The following is a 21,716-nucleotide window of genomic DNA, read 5'->3' on the forward strand; positions in this document are numbered from 1 at the left end:
TTGCTCTGGAATGCGCGGGGTTCGCCAATCCTTGCCACCCCAAAACGTCCATCTCTTTCGCATTGGATGTGCCCACGGCCATAGCTGCGTGGCGCCTGATCCCGGACTCCGCAGCTTGTCCAATGCCGAGTTCGCCTCCGGTTCCTTTCATCCAGCCTTGATCCGCGGTGACCCGAAGCGAAACCGTCGCGACGGAATCACTAGCTATTTCAGGCTGTTAGCTTAGATTCATCCAAAATTGTATTCTGTCAGAACTTTTATTGTGTACGCAAAGTACACAATTTATTGACAGCATATTAGATGCGTGCCATGTTTCTGCCATGGCGCAACCAACGGCGTGGAGTGACGCATGGCGAAGACCGTCAAGAGCAACCTGTACGAAGACCTGAAACGTCAAATTCTGACGATGGAGCTCGACCCCGACGCCGATCTCGACGAAGCCAGCCTGAGCGAGCGCTATGGCCTTTCTCGAACACCGGTGCGGGACATCTTTCGTCGGCTGGCAGGCGAAGGTTATGTCGATATTCGCGAAAACCGCGGCGCACGCGTCATTCCGATGAACCACGCCACGCTGCGAAACTTCTTTCTGGTCGCGCCGATGATCTATGCGGCCATTGGTCGATTGGCGGTCCAGAACTTCAAATCATCACAACTTGCGGATTTGAAGCAGACGCAGGAACGCTTCCGCAGGGCCAGCGAAAACCGCGACGCCTTGGACATGGTCCTTGAGAACAACCGCTTCCACGAGATCTTCGGCGAGATGTCGGCAAACGTCTATTTGCAGCCAAGCCTTGGCCGCCTGCTCATCGACCATGCCCGGATCGGTCACACCTTCTTCCGGCCGAAAAACGAGGACATGAAGCGCCGGCTTCAGCAGGCGGTCGAACACCACGACGCCTTCATCGAAGCGCTGGCGGCGCACGACGAGGATGCCGTCGTCGATCTCGTCTTTGAACATTGGGAATTGTCCCGCGAGAACATGGAGATGTTCATCGCGCCGCAGGGACTTAAGGCGGACGTCTCGATCGGCGGTCCGGCTGCCAGAACATTGGAGAAATCACAGTGAAATTCGAGGGGATCTACACCCCGGCCATCACGCCGCTCGATCAAAGCGGACAGATCGACCGGAAGGCCTTCGCGGCCGTGCTGGAAACGTTGATCGAGGCCGGGGTCCACGGGATTATCGTTGGCGGGTCGACGGGCGAGTACTACGCGCAGACAAGCCAGGAACGTTTTGACCTCGCTTCCTACGCGAAGGACGTCATCGGGAGCCGCTTGCCTCTCATCATCGGAACGGGCGCCACACGGACCGAGGATTCGGTCGAATACGCGAAGGCCGCCAAGGAGATCGGCGCCGATGCGATCCTCGTATCCACGCCTCCCTATGCGCTTCCGACGGAGCGGGAAAACGCCGTTCACGCGCTGACCGTCGATCGTGCGGCCAACCTGCCGATCATGCTCTACAATTACCCCGCCCGCATGGGTGTGATGATGGGCGAGGAATATTTCTCGCGCGTCGGCAAGTCGAAGAACGTCGTCGCCATCAAGGAAAGCTCCGGCGACATGGGCAACCTTCATCTGCTCGCAAGGAAATTCCCGCATATCGCCCTTTCCTGTGGCTGGGATGACCAAGCGCTTGAATTCTTCGCATGGGGCGCAAGAAGCTGGGTTTGCGCCGGCTCGAATTTCCTGCCGCGGGAGCATGTCGCTCTCTATGAAGCCTGTGTGGTCGAGAGGAATTTCGACAAGGGTCGCGCGATCATGACCGCAATGTTGCCACTGATGGATTTCCTCGAATGCGGCAAGTTCATCCAGTCGATCAAACACGGCTGCGAGATCATCGGCCTTGAGGCCGGCCCGGTGCGCGCGCCGCTTCGCCCACTCAACTGCGAAGAAAAACGAACACTCCAGACCGTCGTTGCCACTCTGAAGCGCACGGTCGGCCAAATCACGTCGGGAGCCAATCGTCATGCATGAACCATTGACCGCCGCCGAATACAAGGCGATCGCAGCCGACATACAGTTTCCGACGAATGCGTTCATTGACGGCGCATTCCGTCCGGCAAGCTCCGGCAAGACCTTCAAGGCCAAGAACCCCGCGACCGGCGAGACCCTTGCGAAAGTTGCTGCCTGTGACAGTGCGGATGTCGATTATGCCGTGCTCAAGGCGAGGGAGGCGTTCGATGATGGTCGCTGGCGGCTGCAGTCCCCGTCCGAGCGCAAGGCCGTTCTCTTGCAGCTTGCCAAGCTGATCGAGCGCAATCGTCACGAGCTTGCCGTCATGGAAAGCCTCGATAGCGGCAAGCCGATCCGCGAGTGCCAGACGGTCGACGTGCCCGATACCATTCATACGCTGCGCTGGCATGCGGAACTGATCGACAAGCTCTACGACAATACGGCACCGGTCGGACCAAATGCGCTGACGATGATCGTGCGAGAACCGGTGGGCGTCGTCGGCTGCGTTCTGCCCTGGAACTTCCCCCTGCTCATGCTCGCATGGAAGATCGGGCCGGCCCTTGCCGCGGGATGCTCCGTGGTCGTCAAACCGGCGGAGGATACGACGCTAACGACGCTTCGCGTCGCCGAACTTGCCCATGAGGCGGGCATCCCTGCCGGCGTCTTCAACGTCGTAACCGGAAGCGGCAAGGACACGGGCGAGCCGCTTGGTTTGCACATGGACGTGGACATGATCGCCTTTACGGGTTCGACGCCGACGGGACGCCGTTTCCTGCGTTATGCAGCAGACTCCAACCTGAAACGCGTGGTGCTCGAGTGCGGCGGCAAGAACCCGGCGGTCGTTCTTGACGACGTAGAAGATCTCGACCTTGTCGCCGAGCAGGTCGTCAATGGCGCCTTCTGGAACATGGGCGAGAACTGCTCGGCGACATCGCGGCTCATCGTACATGCCAAAGTCAAGGACGAGCTCCTCAAGCGGATCGGGGCTTACATGCGCGAATGGAAGACCGGCGACCCGCTCGACCCGGAAAACCGCATCGGCGCGCTCGTCAACAAGGCGCACTTCGAGAAGGTTACCTCGTTCCTTGATGACGCAAGGAAGGAAAAGCTTTCAATCGCGCATGGCGGCGACACGCGCGACGGCATCTTCGTCGAACCAACGGTCGTAGAAGGCGTCACGCCGTCGAGCCGGCTTTTCAAGGAAGAGATTTTCGGGCCCGTTCTATCGGTCACGACCTTCAATTCCATCGCCGAGGCGGTCGCCCTTGCCAACGACACGAATTATGGTCTGACAGCCTCAATCTATACCGCAAGCCTCAGGAACGCGATCAAGCTATCACGCGAGATCCGGGCGGGTGTCGTTACGGTCAACTGCTTCGGGGAAGGGGACGCGACGACGCCGTTTGGCGGTTACAAGGAGTCGGGTTTCGGCGGCCGAGACAAGTCGATCTTCGCCCACGACAACTACTGCGAACTGAAGACGATCTGGATCGATGTTTCCGATCGTTCGGTCGACGAGACGATCCGATGACGAAGACTATCGTCAGACGGCTCCCAGCTGAATCCGGCGTCTCAGGCTGGGAGGCGATCAGCAACCGTATCGCCCCCATGCAGACGCTCGAAGGCAGTGTGGCGGCCGACTGGCTCATCGTCGGGGCCGGGTTTGCGGGATTGTCCGCTGCCCGACGGCTCTCGCAGATCCGGCCAGCTGACAAGATCGTCATCATGGAGGCGGGAGAGGTAGCCAAAAGCACCGCCGGCCGAAATTCCGGCTACATGATCGATGTGCCGCACAATCTCTCGGCGGGCGAGTACTCGGGCGCCAGTGAAACGGCAACCGCCCTTGAGATCGCACAAAACCGCTTTGCGATCGATTTTGCAAAAAGCGCTGCTGACGAATACGGGATGTCCCGGGAGACATTCGACCCGTCAGGCAAGATCAATGCTGCCGCAACGACGCGGGGAATGAAGCTGAACGTCAGTTACGGCGAGTCGCTTCGGCGCATCGGCGAAAAACATGTGTTCTTCGACCGATCGCAAATGCGCGAACTCACGGGCTCCGACTATTACCTCGGCGGTTTATATACGCCCGGTGCGATCATGATCCAGCCTGCGGACTATGTTCGCGGCTTTGCGGCCGGTGTTGGGCAACGCGTGACCATCTTCGAGCGCTCCCCTGTAACGGAACTGCGGCGCGAGGGGGGGACCTGGGCTGCCAAATCGACACGGGGCTCGGTTACCGCGCCAAAGGTCATCCTGGGGGTCAACGGGCATATCGAGGACTTCGGCCATTTTCGCGGTCGGCTGATCCACATATTTGCCTATGCGTCGATGACGGCTCCCTTTCCGGCGGATGATATCGCACACGCACTATCTGGGCAGGACAGGTGGGCATTGCTCCCGGCCGATGCCATGGGCGCAACGGTTCGCAAGATAACGTCGAACGGGCTTTCACGCATCGTCCTTCGCACAAAATACACCTATGACAGGACGGTCACCGTCACCGACAAACGCCTGGCCAAGCTCGCGGCAGCCCATCGCCACTCGCTTGACGCACGCTTTCCGAAATTGACGGATTTGCCGTTCCAGTACAGTTGGGCCGGCCGCCTGTGCCTCAGTCGCAATCACGTGCCGGCCTTTGGCGAAATCGACGAAGGCCTGTTTTCGGCGTGCTGCGAAAATGGCCTCGGGACCGTGAAGAGCACGCTTGCCGGTGTGCTGGCGGCCGAGCTTGCGACCGGAACGGGCTCGGAACAACTCGACAAATACATGGATCATCCGGCGCCCACGAGACTGCCGCCCGAGCCGTTTGCATGGCTGGGGATCAATTCGGTGATCAAATTGCAGGAATTGCGTGCAGGCCGCGAGGGATGACCCTTGCCGCGCAATGTGAAGACTGAGCCTAAAGCAGGTCTTCAACGAGAATGGGAACAAGAACTAGGAGTAAGAACAATGAAGACTTTGTGGAAAGCGCTCTGCGCCGCCGCGATGGTCGGGATCAGCATCCTTCCTGCTCGCGCGGAAGAAAAGACGATCAACATGGGCACGATGTCATGGGAAGACTTAACGCCCATCACCGGCATTACCAAGAAGGTTCTTGAAGACGCCGGCTATACCGTCAAGGTGACCGAGTTCTCAGAATGGGGCATCGCCTATGCCGCTCTTGCCAAGGGCGACATCCAGGTTCTCACCTCGCAGACGGACTATGTCGCCCAGGACTATTGGAACAAGAACAAGAACCGTCTCGAGAAGATTTCGCCGGTTTCGCACGGCCTCTACCAGGGCATCGCAGTTCCGAAGTACGTTCCGATCGATTCACTGGAACAGCTCAATGAAAACGCCGACAAGTTCGGCGGCAAGATCATCGGCATCGAGCCCGGCGCCGGTTTGATGCGTGACTCTTCGAACGCCGTCAAGGACTACGATATCAAGTTGCAACTTGTCGAAGGCAGCACGGCTGCGATGACGGCTGCCCTCAAGTCGGCCTATGATCGCAAGGAGTGGATCGCCGTTACGATTTGGGAGCCGTCGTGGATGGTCCAGAAATACGAGGTGAAGTACCTCAAGGACCCGAAGGGCGTCTTCCCGCCGCCGCAGAGCTACTACTGGATCGGCAAGAAGGGGTTCTCCGAAGAAAACCCGCACGCCCGTGAGGTCATGGCCAGCGTCTACGTTCCGATCACCGACATCACCGCCATCAACGGCGAGGTCAAGGATGGCAAGACGATGGATCAGGCTGTGCAGGGCTGGATCGCGGCGCATGCCGACCTGATCAAGCGTTGGGAAAACATCAAGAAGAACTAACCGTGCAGGGCCGTCCGATCCGGTCGGGCGGCCCTTGAAGCCCAATGAGAGAAGCCAGCACCAATTGGCTCAAGGGGATCGCTATGAAAGCCACAAATGCCGATACCAATGAAGTCCTGATTGATTGCCAATCCCTCTGGAAGGTCTTCGGAGACAAGTCCGCAGCCGCCATGAGATCGATTGCCGAGCGTGGACTGGGCAAGAAGGACGTGCTGAAGGAGTTCAACTGCGTCGTCGGCGTCTCCAACGCCAGCCTGCAGGTACGGCGCGGCGAGATCTTCTGTATCATGGGCCTGTCCGGTAGTGGCAAGTCGACACTTATCCGGCTGCTTAACAAGCTGATTACACCAAGCTCCGGAAAGGTGTTCGTGAAGGGCAAGGATATTGCCGCCCTGCCTCCGGCCGAGCTTCGGCAGATGCGCGCCAAGAATATCGGCATGGTATTCCAGAGTGTTACGCTGCTTCCGCACCGCACGGTGCTTGAAAACGCGGCCTTTGGCCTGGAAGTCCAGGGCATCCCCAAGCCCGAGCGTAACAAGACCGCCAAGGCCGCCTTGGAAACGGTGGGCCTGGCAGACTGGGTTGACCGTTACCCGAAGGAACTGTCCGGCGGCATGCAGCAGCGTGTCGGCCTTGCCCGCGCGCTTGCCTCCGATCCCGAAATCATCCTGATGGACGAGCCTTTCAGCGCGCTCGATCCGCTGATCCGTCGACAGCTTCAGGACGAATTTCGCCAGCTTACGAAATCGCTTGGCAAGTCGGCCGTCTTCATCACGCACGATCTCGACGAGGCAATCCGCATCGGTGATCGTATCGCCATCATGAAAGACGGCGTCATCATCCAGACGGGTACTGCCGAGGAGATCATCCTTAATCCAGCGGACGATTATGTCGCCGAGTTCGTGGCGGGCATATCGCGGCTCCATCTGATCAAGGCGCATTCCGTAATGCACAGCGTTAGCGAGTTTCAACGCAGCGAGCCACACGCCGACATCTCGTCGCTGGTGCGCACCACTCTGGATGCCGACATCGACGAGTTGATCACGCTGACCATGCAGACAGACCGCGACGCCATTGCCGTCGTCGACAACAATGAGGTCGTCGGCGTGGTCACACCGCGCAGCCTCCTCATGGGCGTCAAGGGTACCTCCAACAACGATCGCGCGGCCGCCTGACCGCTGAACGGGAGCTGAGTGACATGGACGTTTCAAGCTTCACTGACACCTTCGACGAATGGACCGACGCCGCCCTTGAGTGGGTCAGCGAGCACGGAGAATCCCTTTTCGACTACGTCAGATGGGTTCTCGAGGGGCTCTACGGTGGAATCCTCTGGCTGCTGGAGCTTCCGCCGTTTTATGTCGTCGCGATCGTGGTTGCGCTGGTGGGATGGCGGCTGGTGAACGCCTGGTTCGCTATTTTGAGCGGCGTTGCGCTGCTATTGTGCTTTTCCATGGGGCTCTGGCCCGAAACGATGAGCACCCTGGCACTGGTCTTGACGGCAACGGTGCTCGCACTCGCGATCGGTATTCCTGTCGGGGTCGCGGCAGGTTTCCTAACGGCTATCGACCGGTTCATGGAACCGGTCCTCGACCTTATCCAGACGCTTCCGCCATACATCTATCTCCTGCCGGCGATCGCCCTGCTGGGTTACGGTCCAGCAACGGCACTTATCGCCACCATCGTCGTTGCCGTGCCGCCGGCAATCCGGCTGACCTCGCTTGGGATCCGCATGACGCCAAGGGAGTTCATCGAACTTGGTGAGGCAAGCGGGATGCGACCGGACCAGATGTTTTTCAAAATCCGCCTGCCGTTTGCCCTTCCCAGCATCATGGCTGGGATCAACCAGAGCCTGATGATGGCGTTCGGCATGGTCGTCATCGCCGGCATCGTCGGCTCCGGCGGCCTTGGAGAGACGATCTATGGCGCGATCCGCACGCTCGACATCGCGACGTCCATCAACGGTGCAATCGCAATCGTCGTCCTGACGATGGTGCTCGACCGCGTAACACAGAGCGCGGCTCGGCTTGGAACAGGGAGGCAGTCATGAACCCGTCGCTCTTGCAGTTTTCGCCAGGCGCTTTTCTGGCTCCGGCGGTTGACTGGCTAAACACCAACCTGCATCCGCTGTTCGCCGCGATCAGCTATTTGGTGGAGGCCGTCCTGTCGGCAATCGAGGCCGCACTGCTTTTCGTGCCGCCTATGGCCCTGATCGGTATCGTCGTGGTCGCCGCCTTCCTCGCGGTCAACCTGCGAGCGGCAATCCTCGCAGGTCTCTGCCTGGGGTTTTGCCTGATCGTCGGGTTCTGGACGGCGTCAATGCAGACAATTGCACTTGTGACCGTCGCGGTCTTGATCTCGGTGCTCATCGCGTTCCCTGTCGGCGTCCTCTGCTCGCGTTACAAGACCCTCGAGGCCATCGTCCGACCGATGCTCGACGTCATGCAAACCGTGCCGCCGTGGGTTTACCTGATCCCCGCGGTGATGATCTTCAGCCTTGGGCGCGTACCGGCCATCATTGCCACGATCGTCTACGGCATACCACCAATGTTGCGACTGACCACCTTGGCATTCAACCAGGTGCCGCGCGAGTTCGTGGAGCTTGGCAGTGCGATTGGTGCCCATCCTCGTTCGGTGCTTTGGAAGATCGAAATTCCGCTGGCCAAGCAGACCCTCTTGGTCGGCCTGAACCAATGCATTCTCCTTTCGCTGGCCATGGTCGTTCTGGCGGGCCTGGTTGGAGCAGGTGGTCTTGGCGCCGAGGTGACACGCGGTCTGACCCGCATGGAGATGGGGTTGGGTTTGCGCGCCGGGCTTTCCATCGTGGCAGTCGCGCTCCTGCTCGACCGGTTGAGCCGCGGTCTTCTCGATCGTGACCGGACGCTTCGGGCAGCGTGACTCGAGGAAAGATATGAGAAACAGCTTCTTCTGCATTGACGCCCACACATGTGGAAATCCGGTGCGTCTCGTTGCCGGCGGCGGCCCGCTACTGCCGCATGTTCCGATGGGCGAGAGGCGCGAACTCTTTGTCCGCGACCACGACTGGGTGCGACAGGCCTTGATGTTCGAGCCCAGAGGGCATGACATCATGTCGGGAGCGATCATCTATCCTGCCTATCGCAACGACTGTGATTTCGCGGTCCTTTTCATCGAGGTGAGCGGGTGCCTGCCGATGTGTGGGGCTGGAACGATCGGTGTCGTGACGGCCGCGATCGAGGAGGGGCTGGTGAAGCCGCGCACACCGGGGCATGTTTCCATCGAAACGCCGGCAGGACGGGTCGACGTCGCCTATGAGGAAAGGAACGGATATGTGGACTCGGTCCGCCTCTATAATGTGCCGAGCTATCTGCACGAAGCGGACGTCACCGTTAACGTGCCTGGAATGGGGCGCCTGGTTGTCGATATTTCCTATGGCGGCAACTACTACGCCGTCGTCGAGCCACAGGAGAACTGGGCAGGACTTGACGGTATGACCGCAGCCGAGATCATCGGCTTCAGCCGGGGGCTGAGAGAAGCGCTCGCTGATGTTTGCGACCCGGTTCATCCGGACGACGGGAGAATTCGCGGCGTTCATCATGCGATCTGGTGCGATCGTCCGGTCAATGACCAGTCGGATGGCCGATGTGCCGTATTTTATGGCGACAAGGCGATAGACCGGTCACCTGGCGGAACCGGCACCTCGGCACGGATGGCGCAATTGCACGGGAAGGGACGGCTTGCCATCGGCTCTTCCTACCGACATGAGAGCCTCATCGGGACGGTGTTTGAGGGAAAGGTTGAGGGGGATGTCGACATTGGTGTGTACAAGGGCATCCTTCCGAGCATAGGCGGCTGGGCCCGCGTTGTCGGTCACAATACAATCTTCGTCGATGATCGAGACCCGTTGGCACACGGCTTTCAGATAAGATGAGTGACGGACGGCAAGCGTCCCCGTATCAAGGAGATTGAGATGCAACCAGAAGACCATCGGCAAGGAGACGCCGTCGGCAAATCCGCCGGCCGTCTAAAGGTTGGATTTGTGCTTGCTCGATCCTTCACGCTTTCGGCCTTCGCGCTTTTCGTGGATACGCTGCGGCTTGCCAGCGACGAGCACGATCGTTCGGGACGCGTGCTGGCGGACTGGCAGGTGCTAGGAAGCACGAGGCATCTGATTACATCAAGCTGCGGGGTCCAGGTGGCGCCGACCTCCGATTTCGTGGATCCGACGAGGTTCGACTACATTGTCGTCGTCGGAGGTCTCCTGACAGCGGAAAACCCGGTCGATCACGACACGGTCACATTTCTGAAGCGCGCGGATGCTGCCAAGGTACCCTTGATCGGCCTATGTACCGGCACCTTCATCCTTGCGGATGCTGGTTTGATGAGGAACCATGAAACATGCGTGAGCTGGCTCCACTACAAGGAGTTTAGAGAGCGCTTTCCTAATCTTCCTGTACGATCGGACAGGATATTCAACCTGGACCGGCAACGCGGCTCGTGCGCCGGCGGTAGCAGTGCAGCCGATGTCGCAGCCGTCCTTGTGCGGCGCTACATCAGCCGCGAGGCCGAAAGGCATGCGCTGGAAATATTGCAAATCGAAAAGGCGCGGTCTGCGGGCGACATTCAACCTCGACGTCCGTTGCACGACGAGTACGAAGATAACCGCGTCAAGGCCGCGATGATCCTGATGGAGCAGCATGTCGAGGGCGGCATGACCATTCTCAAGCTCGCGGCTTCGGTTCGCCTGTCGCGCCGTCAGCTCGAGCGGTTGTTTTTGGAAAAGGCGGGCATGTCTCCTGCGAAAGCCTATACGCGCGTGCGGATGGAGAGGGCAAAGGCCCTGCTTCTGCAATCGAAGGCGTCGCTGATCGAAGTCGCTCTCGATGTTGGCTACGAGAACGCCTCCCACTTCACGCGCACGTTCAAGCGCATATTCGGCCAAACGCCCACTCAACTTCGAGCCTCTGGACTACGGCTTCACTAGACGCCTCGGCCTCCTTGCCGAGCACAGCGCGATCGTCGATTGAGTTTGCCGGGAGGAGATTTTGGCAGTTGCCGCTGCGAAAGGATCTCTCGGGAACATTGTCGATCATCGAGACGACCATCCAGGAAACGTTCCCGACTTTCCTGCAGGACGGGCCGGCGGCGCCTGCCTTCGGTCTTCGCACCGGCTAGCACGGCGGCCGGGAAAGAACACGCGCAAGCTGCCAGTGATCAACGGCTGCGAGCGATGACGAGCCTTGTCTCGTGCGGTGTCTATCCTCAAGCCCAACGTATAGCGGGAATCCGACATCCGATTTCCGCAGGGTTCTGACATGACTTAGTCGATCAGGCGCTGGGCGGTGAACTTGTCCGTCACCAGCGTGTCAATGACGCCCACTCGAAGTGCGCCGGCGATAGCGGCGGTCTTTTTCGAGCCGCCCGCCAGGGCAATCACTCTATCGACACGCTTAAGCTCTTCGAGCGGGAGGCCGATGACGCGCTCGTCCAATGGCGTCTTGACGGGCTTCCCGTCCTTGTCGAAGAAGCGCAGCGAGATGTCGCCCACGGCACCGGCTTCCGCAAGGTCGGCGAGTTCGCGCGACGAAAAGATGTTTCCCGAGCGCGCGAGCAGCTCGGACGGCTCGACGGCGCCGATACCGACGATCGCCAGCGAAATGCTTCCGAACAAGTCCATTGTCTCGCGAACAAACGGATCGGCCTGCATCAGAAGTTTTGCCTCGCGAGACGACGTCACGCCCTGGACCGGGAGAAGCTTCGGCTCAGCGCCCGTCAGCCGTGCCAATCGCGTGGTGAGCTGGGTTGCATGGGTCTGCACCGAGGGGTCACCCATGCCGCCGAGCGTCTGGACGACATACTTCGCCTGCGCACTCTTTTGCGGATGAATGTTTTCTACCATCTTGAAGATTGTCTGGCTCCAGCTCGAAACGCCGATGATCTCACCGGGCGCCATCGTGACCTCGAGTAGATGAGCGGCGGCCTCGCCAATCCTGGCCATGATCGCTCCGTCGCGATCTTCGGTGCATTCGACGACGATGGCTTCCGGTAGGTCGTATCTCTCGCGAAGCGCGCCCTCGAGCTCGCTATAGGTCCCCACGGGAGGGATGACGCTCGTGCGGACGATGTCCTCGGCCTCGGCGCGCTTCAACATCCGGGAGACCGTCGCCTGAGACAGCCTTAGGTGCTGGGCGATCTCCGCCTGGCGCCGGCCCTCGATATGATACATCTGGGCCACTCTTGAGATGAGGCGGAGTTCGTTCAGGCGAGTCATCGTGAATCCCGGAGTGAATTTTTATTCACCATTAGCCGGTGTACGGCGCGCCGTCGAGCGGGCGATGGCATCCTTCCAGGTATCGAGGAGGGTCTGGCGATCCACCGGCTGCGGAGTGATGATCTGCGTACTTCGCGGTAACCGCTCGATGACCTTGAGGTCGCTCCAGAATCCGAGCGAAAGACCGGCCAGATAGGCAGCTCCCAACGCCGACGCCTCAGGGGCCGCGCACTGGATGACGGCGTGCTCGACAAGGTTTGAGACGCACTGCATCAGGAACAGGTTCTGGCTGGGCCCGCCATCGACATAGAGGGCACCGAGCTCGCCGCCGCTCTGGGCGCGCATCGCTTTGATCACGTCGTGAACCTGGAAGGCGATCGAATCCGTCACCGAACGGGCCATTTGTGCCCGGGTCGTGCCGAAGTTGATCTGGGAAAACAGCGCCCGAGCGTCGGAACTCCAGTACGGAGCGCCCAATCCCACGAAGGCGGGCACGAAACCTGGCCCGCCAGGCTCAGCAGTAGCGGCGAGATCGACGAGCGCGGCAACGTCGGGAAGGCCAAGAATTCCAGCCATCCAAGGCAGGCTGGCAGCCGAAACCAGGATGTTGCCTTCGAAGGCGAAAGTCGGCTTGCCGGCGATGCGCCAGGCAAGCGTTGTCGTGATGCCGTTTTGCGGAGCGATGAACTGGGGAAGCGTCGTCATCACGGAAGAGCCGGTTCCGAATGTCACCTTTGCGTCGCCAGGCTGGAAAGCGCCGTGGCCGAAGAGCGCAGCGTGGCTGTCGCCGATCGCCGCCCTTATGGGGGTGCCGTCAGGTACACCGGGCAGCCCAAGCGTTGCTCCGAAGTCGCCCGAACTGTCGACCACCTCCGGAAGTAACGCGATGTCGACACCGAAGACTTCACCGAGTTCCTTGCTCCACCTCTGGTCTTGCAGGTCGAACAACTGGCTTCTTGCCGCATTCGAGGCGTCGCAGGCATGGCGTCGTCCACCGGTCAGGCAATGGACGAGCCAACTGTCGATCGTCCCCAGCCGCACGCGGCGGCCGGCCCGTGCGCGCTCGAGCAGCCAGCGATACTTGGAGCCAGGAAACATCGGATCGAGCGGAAGACCGGTAAGCGCCCGCACGCGGTCCTGATGGCCTTCGGCGATGAGGCGTTCGCAAGCAGGCGCGGTTCGTCTGCACTGCCAGCTTACGACTGGCCCGAGTGGTTCTCCCGTTTCGGCGTCCCACATCGTGACCGATTCGCGCTGGTTTGAAATCGCGACGGCTTCGACGGCTGCCGCCGGCGCTACTGCTAGGCACGCCTCGATTGCTTCGCACACTGACGCATAGATCCGGCAGGGCTCCTGTTCGACCCAGCCCGGTTTCGGATAGGTAATGCCGACAGAGGCCGAACCCCTGGCGACGACTTGTCCTTCCTCAGAAACGAGAACGGCCTTGGAATTGGTCGTGCCTTGGTCGATCGCCAGAATGGCCCGCATCTTATCCTCCCAAAATGAAATGCCGGGGCGAGATATCCGCGCCCCGGCTCGAGCGCGTGCTACATCACTTGCGCCCGATGAGTGACTGTGCCGCGTCGGCCATCGCTACGGGAGCCATGCCGAATTCGTCGAGCAGGAACTCAGCCGATCCGGTTGGCGCGTAGATCCCAGGAACGCCAAGGCGCTTCATTGGCACGGGTGCGTTTTCGACGACCACTTCGGCGACGGCGGAGCCGAGCCCGCCGAAGATCGAATGCTCCTCTGCCGTGACGATCGCGCCGGTCTCCTTGGCGGCGGCGATGATCGCGTCCTCGTCGATCGGGCGGACCGTCGCAAGATTCAGGACCCTTGCGCTGACGCCGCGATCGGCGAGGATTTCAGCGGCCTTCATGATGCGATGCGTCAGGGTGCCGTTTGCGACAAGCGTCACGTCCGTGCCTTCGCGCAGAAGATTGGCCTTGCCGAGCTCGAACTTATGCCCTTCCGGAAGAAGGTCGGGAACGCCGACGCGCGACAGACGGAGGAAGCAGGGCCCGTTATAGGTCGCCGCCCATTCGACGGCCGCCGCAGTCTCGATCCGGTCGCATGGGGCAATCACCGGAAGGTTGGGCAGGACGCGGGTCCAGGCGAAGTCCTCGATCGAGTGGTGGGTGGGACCCAGCTCTCCATAGGCCATGCCAGACGAGATGCCGACGAGCTTGACGTTCGCGTTCGAGTAGGAGATGTCAGCCTTGATCTGTTCGAGAGACCGCCCCGTGAGGAAGGGAGAAGCGCCGCAGACGTAGGGAAGGCGGCCGCCATTGGCGAGACCGGCGCCGACGCCGACCATGTTCTGTTCGGCAATACCGACGTTCACGAGCCGCTCGGGGAACTTAGACTTGAATCCGCCAAGCTTGGAGGAGCCGACAGAGTCGTTGCAGACCGCCACGATCGTCTCGTTCTCGGCCGCCAGACGCTCGAGCGTGGCTGCGAACGCGTCACGGCAGTCGTAGAGCTTGGGTGCGTTTACCGGCGCATTCATCACAGTGCCTCCGACAGTTCTGCCATCGCGGTTTCGTACTGTTCCTTGCTCGGAACCTTGTGATGCCAGTCGACACGGTCCTGCATGAACGAAATTCCATGACCCTTGTTGGTGTGGGCCACGATGCAATGCGGCCGTGAGCCGCGGTATTCGAGAGCGGGGACAATCTCGCTCATGTCGTTTCCATTGATCTCGGTAACCTCCCAGTCGAAAGCCTCGAGCTTGGGCCGGAGAGGGGCGAGGTCGTTGGTGTCGGAAAGAGATGCGCCCTGCTGGAACCTGTTATGGTCGATGATCAGGGTGAGGTTGTCCAACTTGAACTGGGCGGCCGCCATGACGGCCTCCCAGTTGGATCCTTCCTGCATCTCCCCGTCGCCCGTGACGACGTAGGTGTGATACTTCGCTCCAGAAAGCTTGGCGGCCTTGGCCATGCCGACCGAGACCGGCAGACCGTGGCCAAGCGGACCGGTGTTCGTTTCGACGCCGGGAACCTTGTTGCAGTTGGGATGCCCGTTCAATCGAGAATGCGGCTGCAGGAAAGTGGAGATTTCCTCTTCCGGTATGAAGCCGCGCTTGGCCAGGGTGACATAGAGCGCGCAAGCCGTGTGTCCCTTGGAAAGAACAAATCGGTCGCGCTCCGGGTCCTTCGGCTGGTCGGGCCGGATTTTCAAGACACGGAAATAAAGCGCCGTCAGGATGTCGATGACCGACATCTCGCCGCCGATATGTCCAGCACCGGCTTCAAAGACTGCCTGAAGATCACGTAATCGGATCTCACGAGCTTGACGCTCAAGTTCCTTGATATCCATGGGTTCCTCTACTGCATAATTATTCATCATGCAATATTTTTGCATAAGTTACCCTTTAGTCAAGCCCTCGCGGCGAAGATGGGCGAAATTCAAGGGCGGCAAATCTTATTGACACGGGTGTTGCAACTTGTTAATGAATTTTCCAGCAAGCGTGAATAATTATTCTAGCCTGCACGATTATTGGCTACCAGCTAGCCTTGGGAGGAATGATGGTGGCGATCGACATCAACGAACAGAAACTTTCGTCCGGTAATTGGCTCGGCAAGCTCAAAGGCGCCACGGGTCCGCTCGTTGGTCTGCTTGCCCTCTGCATCTTCCTGAGCTTCAGCACAGACGCGTTCCTTTCCGTTCGAAACGGACTCAACATTCTCGACCAGATCACCGTTCTCGGCATCATGGCGGTCGGGATGACCTTCGTCATTCTGATCGGTGGCATCGATCTGTCCGTTGGCTCGGTGCTCGCTCTGGCGATGATGGTCATGGGCTGGAGCGCGAATGTCGCCGGTCTTCCGCTGGCCGTCGGCATGGTGTTCGGCCTGTTCGCCGCCGCAACAGCGGGCCTGATCGTCGGACTTCTCGTGACGCAGTTCAAAGTGCCCGCGTTCATCGCTACCCTGGCCATGATGTCGGCGGCCCGCGGCGTCGCGAACATGATCACTGACGGCCAGCAGATCGTCGGCTTCCCGGACTGGTTCATGATGCTTGCGATCGACCGCCACTTCGGCATCCTGACGGCCACCGTCTTCCTGATGCTCGCCGTCGTCCTGGTTGCCTGGCTCTTCCTGCATTTTCGTTCTGAAGGGCGCATGCTCTATGCGGTAGGGGGGAATCCCGAGGTCGCTCGTCTTGCCGGGATCAACGTCCAGCTCGTTACGATCGGCGTCTATGTCGTCAGTGCAGTGCTTGCGGGTCTTGCAGGCATCGTCCTCGCCGCCCGTCTCGACTCCGTGCAGCCGTCCAGCGGCTTCGGCTACGAGCTCGACACTATCGCCGCGGTCGTGATCGGCGGCACCTCGCTCTCCGGCGGCGCCGGCGGCATCGGCGGGACGCTTATCGGCGTGCTCATCATCGGTGTCCTGCGCAATGGCCTCAATCTTCTCAACGTCTCGCCGTTCCTGCAGCAGGTGATCATCGGCATCGTCATCGTTCTCGCAGTCGGCGCGGAGACCATTCGTCGGCATCGCGCCTGACGAGCGGGTCCGCCGCTGGCGGATCTCCAGGAATTCCGCGCCGAAGTTTCGGAGCGGATCTATACCCCGAGGGGGAGGATCTACCCGAGGGTTTCATCTAACAACGGAGGAATGACAATGAAAATTGCGCGCACCATGCTCGCGTCTGCTGCTTTGCTCGGCCTTACTCTTGGACCGGTCCATGCCGCGGAACTGAAAAAGCTCGGCCTCGCCGTCGCAAACCTTCAGGCAAACTTCTTTAACCAGATCAAGCAATCGGTGGAAGCCGAAGCCAAGAAGCGCGGCATCGAGGTCGTCACTGTGGACGCCAAAGGCGACGGCCCGACGCAGGTCAACCAGATCCAGGACCTTCTCACGCAGAAAATCGACGCCCTGATCTACATTCCTGCTGGTGCGGCCGCTGCGAGCGTTCCGGTCAAGCTTGCCAAGAGTGCTGGCATTCCAGTCGTAAACGTTGACCGCAATGCTGAAGGCGCGCCGGGCGACACCTTCCTCGCCACAAATTCTGTCGCATCGGCAAAAAACGTCTGCGACTACATACTGAAGCAGGCTGCCGGCAAGGGAAAGATGGTCATCATCCATGGCCAGAAGGGCACGACACCCGAGGTCGATCGCTCCAAGGGTTGTGCTGAATCGCTCAAGGCAAATCCGGACGTGAAAGTCGTTGCCGAGCAGTATTCGAACATCTGGAGCCAGGACGAAGGCTTCCAGATCATGCAGAACATGCTGCAGGCGAACCCGGACGTGTCGATCGTCTTTGCCCAGGCCGACGCGCTCGCGCTCGGCGCCGCTCAAGCGATCAAGGTCGCCAACCCATCCCAGAAAATTGTTGTCGGCGGCTTTGACGGCGACACCGCAGCCCTCGAGGCGCTCAGCAAGGGCGTGTTCGACGTGACGGCAACGCAGCAGACACAGAAGATGGGCCGTGATGCGGTGGAGAACGCCGCAAAGCTCGTCGCCGGCGAGAAAGTCCCGCCGGAGCAGCTCATGGACGCGACGCTGACGACCAAGGCAAACGTAGCAGGCTTCATCGCCAACCATCCGTAACAACGTCAAGATCGCGAGGAGGTGCGTCGTGACTGATCCAGTTCTTTCCCTGAGAGGCATATCGAAGCGATATGGACCGCTCCAGGTTGTCAAGAATGTCAGCTTGGACGTCTATCGGGGCGAAGTGGTAGCACTTCTCGGTGAGAATGGCGCGGGAAAGTCAACGCTCTCCGGCATCATCGCCGGGTCACGCACACCTTCCGAGGGATCGATGACATGGCTGGGGCAGCCCTATGCCCCGGCCACTCCGAGAGAGGCTATAGACAAGGGCGTGGTCCTGATCCATCAGGAACTGCAACTTCTGCCGCAGCTCTCCATTGCCGAAAACGTCTTCATTGGACGTTGGCCGATGAAAAACGGCGTCGTGGATCGTGCGCAGATGCTACGCCGCGCTCAAGAGCAGCTTGCGCGTCTCAATCTGCATATTCCCGCCTCGCGAAAGGTCGAGGGACTGTCGACCGCCAACCAGCAGCTAATCGAAATTGCGAAGGCGCTGGCTCTCAATGCAAAGCTTCTGATCCTCGACGAGCCGACCGCGGCTCTTGGGGGTGCGGAAACCGAGGCTCTCTTCGAGCAGGTCCGCAAGCTTCGGTCCGAGGGGGTCGGCATCATCTACATTTCCCACCGCATGGAGGAGATCAAGAAGATCACCGACCGGATCGTCGTCCTGCGTGACGGCGAATGCGTCCAGGAGTTCGCCGACAGCGCGACGCCGGTGCGGACGATCGTCGAGAGTATGGTCGGACGCGCGCTGGAGCGCATGTTCCCGCCGCTGCCCGTTCCCACCGATCGGCCGATGCTGGAGGTCTCCGGGCTCAGTTCGCCGGCCGACTCGTTTCGCGACGTCACCTTCGACGTAAAGGCCGGCGAGATTCTCGGAATCGCCGGGCTGGTGGGCGCCGGGCGCACGGAACTCGTGCGTGCCATCACCGGAGCGGATCCGATCAGCGCCGGATCGGTCAAGCTCGAAGGCAGGGAGCTTAAGCTCCGCGACCCGGCCGATGCAATCGCCCAGGGGATCGTCATGGTTCCCGAGGATCGCAAGGACCAGGGACTGGTTGTCGGCCACCGCATCGGCGAGAACATAATCTACGCAAACCTCGACAAGCTCGGAGGAGGGTGGATTTCCCCGGGCGTCAAACGCGCGTTCGCAGAGAAGGCCGTCGCCAAGTTCGGCGTGAAGGGCCGGGCCGACCAGCTCGCCTCCGACCTTTCCGGCGGCAACCAGCAGAAGGTGGTCATAGCAAAGTGGTTAATGCGAGACCCGAAGGTGGTCGTATTGGACGAGCCGACGCGCGGCATCGACGTCGGCGCGAGGGCCGGCATCTACGACATCATCGTCAATCTCGCAAAGCAGGGCGTTGCCGTCGTCGTCGTAAGCTCTGACCTCGAAGAAGTTCTCGGAGTTTCAAATCGAATTATGGTTCTGGCTCAGGGAAAGCAGGCAGGCATCCTCGACCGTGATGAGGCGAACGACGTCTCCGTCATGGAGCTGGCCACGATCTAAACCACCATGAAAAGGAAGAGAGCGATGTCCGACATCACTTTGAACGCCCCGAAGCTTTTCGATCTCAGCGGCCAGGTTGCTATCGTCACTGGAGCTGGAAGCGGGATTGGCCAGCGCATCGCCATCGGCCTCGCCCAATGCGGCGCCGACGTCGCCTTGCTCGACCGCCGTACGGACGACGGCCTCGCCAACACCGCCAAGCATATCGAGGCCGCCGCCCGACGTTCGATACAGATCGCAGCCGACGTCACAAGCAAATCCTCCCTGGCCGACGCGGTGGCACGCACCGAGGCCGAGCTCGGCCCGCTCACCCTTGCTGTCAACGCCGCCGGCATCGCCAACGCGAACCCGGCGGAGGAGATGGAGGAGGACCAGTACCAGATGTTGATGGACATTAACCTGAAGGGGGTCTTCCTTTCCTGCCAAGCCGAGGCCCGAGCCATGTTGAAGAACGGACGCGGCGCCATCGTCAACATTGCCTCCATGTCCGGCGTGATCGTCAATCGCGGGCTCAGCCAGGCGCACTATAACGCCTCCAAGGCCGGCGTGATCCACATGTCCAAGTCAATGGCGATGGAGTGGGTCGATCGCGGCGTCCGCGTAAACACCATTTCGCCAGGCTACACGGCCACGCCGATGAATACGCGCCCGGAGATGGTCCACCAGACCAAGCTCTTCGAAGAACAGACGCCGATGCAGCGCATGGCCGACGTTAACGAGATGGTCGGACCGGCCGTCTTCCTGCTGTCGAACGCCGGAAGCTTCGTGACGGGCGTTGATTTGCTCGTCGATGGCGGCTTCTGCTGCTGGTGATGCCATGCGCAAGCTGATCGCAGGCAATTGGAAAATGAACGGTCTCGCCTCCTCCCTGGCAGAGATCGAGGCGCTGAAGGGGCTAACGGGCACGGCGACGTGCGATATCGTCGTCTGCCCGCCCTTCACGCTGATCGAAAAGGCGGCTTACACCGCCAAGGATTCGATCGTCACGATCGGCGCACAGGACCGCCACTCGCTGGCTTCTGGCGCTTACACCGGGGATGTGTCGGCCGACCTGCTCGCCGAAGCCGGCGCGCGTGTCGCCATCCTCGCACATTCCCGCCATGAGGCCGATGCGGCTATTACTGCCAAGGCCGCCGCGGCCCACAGGACGGAACTGACGAGCATCGTCAGCGTCGGTGAGACACGCAAGCAGCGCGTCGAGGGCAAGGCGCTCGAGGTCGTCCGTGTCCAGCTAGAGGGATCGGTGCCGCAAGGCGCGACTCGAACACGATCATCGCCTACGAGCCGGTCCGGGCAATCGGTACCGGACTTGTTCCGACGGTCGAGCAGGTCGAGGAAGTGCATGCAGCCATCCGGCAGGTGCTCGAAGTGCGGCTGGGCGACGATGGCAGGCGTCAGGATCCTCTGCGGCGGGTCGGTCAAGGCGTCGAACGCAGCGGCGATCTTCGAAGCCCGCGACGTCGACGGAGCCCTTGTGGGAGGCGCATCTTTAAAGGCGTCAGAGTTTGCCGGGATCATCTCAGCAGCCGTTTGAAATCCGCGTGGATGCAGCAGGTGGCGGGCTTGCTCCAGCGCCCGCATTCGCCAGCATCGTGAAAGGAAAAGGAAATGCAACGCTTTGAAAACAAAACCGTCGTTATCACCGGCGCAAGCCGGGGCATCGGTGCGGCAATCGCAAAACGGTTTGCGCGCGAAGGAGCCAATCTGGTGGTCTCTGCCAACGAGGACAGCGTGCACGCAGTGGCGCAACAGATTAAGGCCGACGGGGGAAAGGCGATTTCGTTCGTTGGCGACGTCACCGACAAGGCAAGCGTCAAGGCGCTCTATGATGCCGCCGAAGAGGCCTTCGGCGCTGTCGCTATTTCCATCCAGAATGCTGGCGTCATCACCATCGCCCGCATCGAGGACATGACCGAAGGCGAATGGGACAAGGTCCTGGCGGTCAACACCAAGGGCGTCTTCCTGTGCGCGCAGGAAGCTATTTTGCGCATGCGCAAGCATGGACGAGGCGGCCGGATCATCAACACGGCCTCCGGTCAGGCGCGTGACGGTTTCATCTTCACGCCCCACTATGCCGCATCGAAGATGGGCGTGGTCGGCATCACGCAGAGCCTCGCCAAGGAAGTCGCGACCGAGAACATCACCGTCAATGCCTTCTGCCCCGGTATCATCGAGACAGACATGTGGGCCTACAATGACCAGGCGTGGGGGAAGCTTCTTGGAAACTACGGCCCCGGCGAGCTGATGAAGGAATGGGTCGAAGGCATTCCGATGAAGCGAGCCGGGTCGGGCGAAGATGTTGCAGGCCTGGTAACATTCCTGGCAAGCGATGACGCTGCCTACATCACCGGTCAGACGATCAATGTCGACGGTGGTCTGATCATGTCCTAGCCTTGCTGCATTTTCGAAACGGTGCGTTCGCTTGGAGAACAAGATTTGACGCCCGCCGCTCTTGCAGAACCGGGCATCGAATGTCTATGTTACGTTTGTTCTCAGGGCGGGGTGCAATTCCCCACCGGCGGTATCGAGGCAACTCGGAGCCCGCGAGCGCCTTCCGAAAGGAAGGGTCAGCAGATCCGGTGCGATGCCGGAGCCGACGGTATAGTCCGGATGGAAGAGAACAATGCTGTGGGCGCCACTCGTGCGG

General features: G+C 60.4%; 20 protein-coding genes, 1 pseudogene and 1 riboswitch. Of the genes and pseudogenes, 17 read left to right on the plus strand and 4 right to left on the minus strand.

Going from position 1 to position 21,716, the window contains the following annotated elements:
* Positions 1 to 349: 349 nt before the first annotated feature.
* The 11 genes from ATY79_RS27820 (at position 350) to ATY79_RS31935 (ending at position 10,911) form a co-directional block, all read left to right on the plus strand.
* A complete protein-coding gene (locus ATY79_RS27820) occupies positions 350 to 1,066 on the plus strand; it encodes a GntR family transcriptional regulator (protein WP_088705474.1) in 717 nt (238 codons plus the stop codon).
* Complete coding sequence (locus ATY79_RS27825) at positions 1,063 to 1,977, plus strand: dihydrodipicolinate synthase family protein (RefSeq protein WP_088705475.1); 915 nt, start codon at positions 1,063 to 1,065, stop codon at positions 1,975 to 1,977. The genes ATY79_RS27820 and ATY79_RS27825 overlap by 4 nt, the downstream gene beginning before the upstream one ends.
* Positions 1,970 to 3,487: an aldehyde dehydrogenase gene (locus ATY79_RS27830; protein ID WP_088705476.1), complete on the plus strand. Its 1,518-nt coding sequence runs from the start codon at positions 1,970 to 1,972 to the stop codon at positions 3,485 to 3,487. Before ATY79_RS27825 ends, ATY79_RS27830 begins: the two co-directional genes overlap by 8 nt.
* A complete protein-coding gene (locus ATY79_RS27835) occupies positions 3,484 to 4,830 on the plus strand; it encodes an FAD-binding oxidoreductase (protein WP_088705477.1) in 1,347 nt (448 codons plus the stop codon). Before ATY79_RS27830 ends, ATY79_RS27835 begins: the two co-directional genes overlap by 4 nt.
* A 78-nt stretch (positions 4,831 to 4,908) precedes the next feature.
* The gene (locus tag ATY79_RS27840) at positions 4,909 to 5,760 is read left to right on the plus strand and encodes a glycine betaine ABC transporter substrate-binding protein (RefSeq protein ID WP_088705478.1); all 852 of its coding nucleotides are present in this window, start codon (positions 4,909 to 4,911) and stop codon (positions 5,758 to 5,760) included.
* A gap of 44 nt (positions 5,761 to 5,804) precedes the next feature.
* Positions 5,805 to 6,935: a glycine betaine/L-proline ABC transporter ATP-binding protein gene (locus ATY79_RS27845; RefSeq protein ID WP_088705479.1), complete on the plus strand. Its 1,131-nt coding sequence runs from the start codon at positions 5,805 to 5,807 to the stop codon at positions 6,933 to 6,935.
* A 23-nt stretch (positions 6,936 to 6,958) separates the two neighbouring features.
* Positions 6,959 to 7,807 (plus strand): ABC transporter permease subunit, encoded by an 849-nt coding sequence (locus ATY79_RS27850; protein WP_088705480.1) that lies wholly within the window; start codon positions 6,959 to 6,961, stop codon positions 7,805 to 7,807.
* Entirely contained in the window at positions 7,804 to 8,655 is an 852-nt protein-coding gene (locus tag ATY79_RS27855) for an ABC transporter permease subunit (RefSeq protein ID WP_088705481.1), read from the plus strand. The genes ATY79_RS27850 and ATY79_RS27855 overlap by 4 nt, the downstream gene beginning before the upstream one ends.
* A gap of 13 nt (positions 8,656 to 8,668) precedes the next feature.
* Positions 8,669 to 9,667, plus strand: a complete 999-nt coding sequence (locus ATY79_RS27860; RefSeq protein ID WP_088705482.1) for a 4-hydroxyproline epimerase — start codon at positions 8,669 to 8,671, stop codon at positions 9,665 to 9,667.
* 39 nt (positions 9,668 to 9,706) lie between these two features.
* Entirely contained in the window at positions 9,707 to 10,720 is a 1,014-nt protein-coding gene (locus ATY79_RS27865) for a GlxA family transcriptional regulator (RefSeq protein ID WP_088705674.1), read from the plus strand.
* Between the two features lie 68 nt (positions 10,721 to 10,788).
* Positions 10,789 to 10,911, plus strand: a complete 123-nt coding sequence (locus ATY79_RS31935; RefSeq protein WP_280950905.1) for a hypothetical protein — start codon at positions 10,789 to 10,791, stop codon at positions 10,909 to 10,911.
* Positions 10,912 to 11,056: 145 nt separating this feature from the next.
* On the opposite strand, the gene ATY79_RS27870 is transcribed toward ATY79_RS31935, so the two are convergent.
* From ATY79_RS27870 to ATY79_RS27885, 4 genes are all read right to left on the minus strand, one after another.
* On the minus strand, positions 11,057 to 12,007 hold the full coding sequence (locus ATY79_RS27870) for a sugar-binding transcriptional regulator (RefSeq protein ID WP_088705483.1): 951 nt from the start codon (positions 12,005 to 12,007) through the stop codon (positions 11,057 to 11,059).
* 21 nt (positions 12,008 to 12,028) lie between these two features.
* On the minus strand, positions 12,029 to 13,495 hold the full coding sequence (locus ATY79_RS27875; RefSeq protein ID WP_088705484.1) for an FGGY-family carbohydrate kinase: 1,467 nt from the start codon (positions 13,493 to 13,495) through the stop codon (positions 12,029 to 12,031).
* Between the two features lie 64 nt (positions 13,496 to 13,559).
* Positions 13,560 to 14,516, minus strand: a complete 957-nt coding sequence (locus ATY79_RS27880; protein WP_088705485.1) for a transketolase family protein — start codon at positions 14,514 to 14,516, stop codon at positions 13,560 to 13,562.
* Positions 14,516 to 15,325: a transketolase gene (locus tag ATY79_RS27885; protein WP_088705486.1), complete on the minus strand. Its 810-nt coding sequence runs from the start codon at positions 15,323 to 15,325 to the stop codon at positions 14,516 to 14,518. The genes ATY79_RS27880 and ATY79_RS27885 overlap by 1 nt, the downstream gene beginning before the upstream one ends.
* Before the next feature lie 209 nt (positions 15,326 to 15,534).
* Here ATY79_RS27885 and ATY79_RS27890 point away from each other — a divergent pair, with 209 nt between their 5' ends.
* The 6 genes and pseudogenes from ATY79_RS27890 (at position 15,535) to ATY79_RS27915 (ending at position 21,460) form a co-directional block, all read left to right on the plus strand.
* Positions 15,535 to 16,515: an ABC transporter permease gene (locus ATY79_RS27890; protein WP_088705487.1), complete on the plus strand. Its 981-nt coding sequence runs from the start codon at positions 15,535 to 15,537 to the stop codon at positions 16,513 to 16,515.
* A gap of 117 nt (positions 16,516 to 16,632) precedes the next feature.
* A complete protein-coding gene (locus tag ATY79_RS27895) occupies positions 16,633 to 17,562 on the plus strand; it encodes a sugar ABC transporter substrate-binding protein (protein WP_088705488.1) in 930 nt (309 codons plus the stop codon).
* A gap of 28 nt (positions 17,563 to 17,590) precedes the next feature.
* Positions 17,591 to 19,069 (plus strand): sugar ABC transporter ATP-binding protein, encoded by a 1,479-nt coding sequence (locus ATY79_RS27900; protein ID WP_088705489.1) that lies wholly within the window; start codon positions 17,591 to 17,593, stop codon positions 19,067 to 19,069.
* Between the two features lie 24 nt (positions 19,070 to 19,093).
* Positions 19,094 to 19,882 carry an SDR family oxidoreductase gene (locus ATY79_RS27905; protein WP_088705490.1) on the plus strand — a complete coding sequence of 263 codons (789 nt, stop codon included), beginning with the start codon at positions 19,094 to 19,096 and terminating at the stop codon, positions 19,880 to 19,882.
* Positions 19,860 to 20,603, plus strand: a pseudogene (gene tpiA, locus ATY79_RS27910) (triose-phosphate isomerase). Before ATY79_RS27905 ends, tpiA begins: the two are co-directional and overlap by 23 nt.
* 74 nt (positions 20,604 to 20,677) lie before the next feature.
* On the plus strand, positions 20,678 to 21,460 hold the full coding sequence (locus ATY79_RS27915; RefSeq protein WP_088705491.1) for a glucose 1-dehydrogenase: 783 nt from the start codon (positions 20,678 to 20,680) through the stop codon (positions 21,458 to 21,460).
* Positions 21,461 to 21,553: 93 nt separating this feature from the next.
* Positions 21,554 to 21,695, plus strand: a riboswitch (FMN riboswitch).
* The last annotated feature ends 21 nt before the right edge of the window (positions 21,696 to 21,716 follow it).

Source organism: Rhizobium sp. R693, from assembly GCF_002211315.1.
Classification (GTDB): domain Bacteria; phylum Pseudomonadota; class Alphaproteobacteria; order Rhizobiales; family Rhizobiaceae; genus Rhizobium.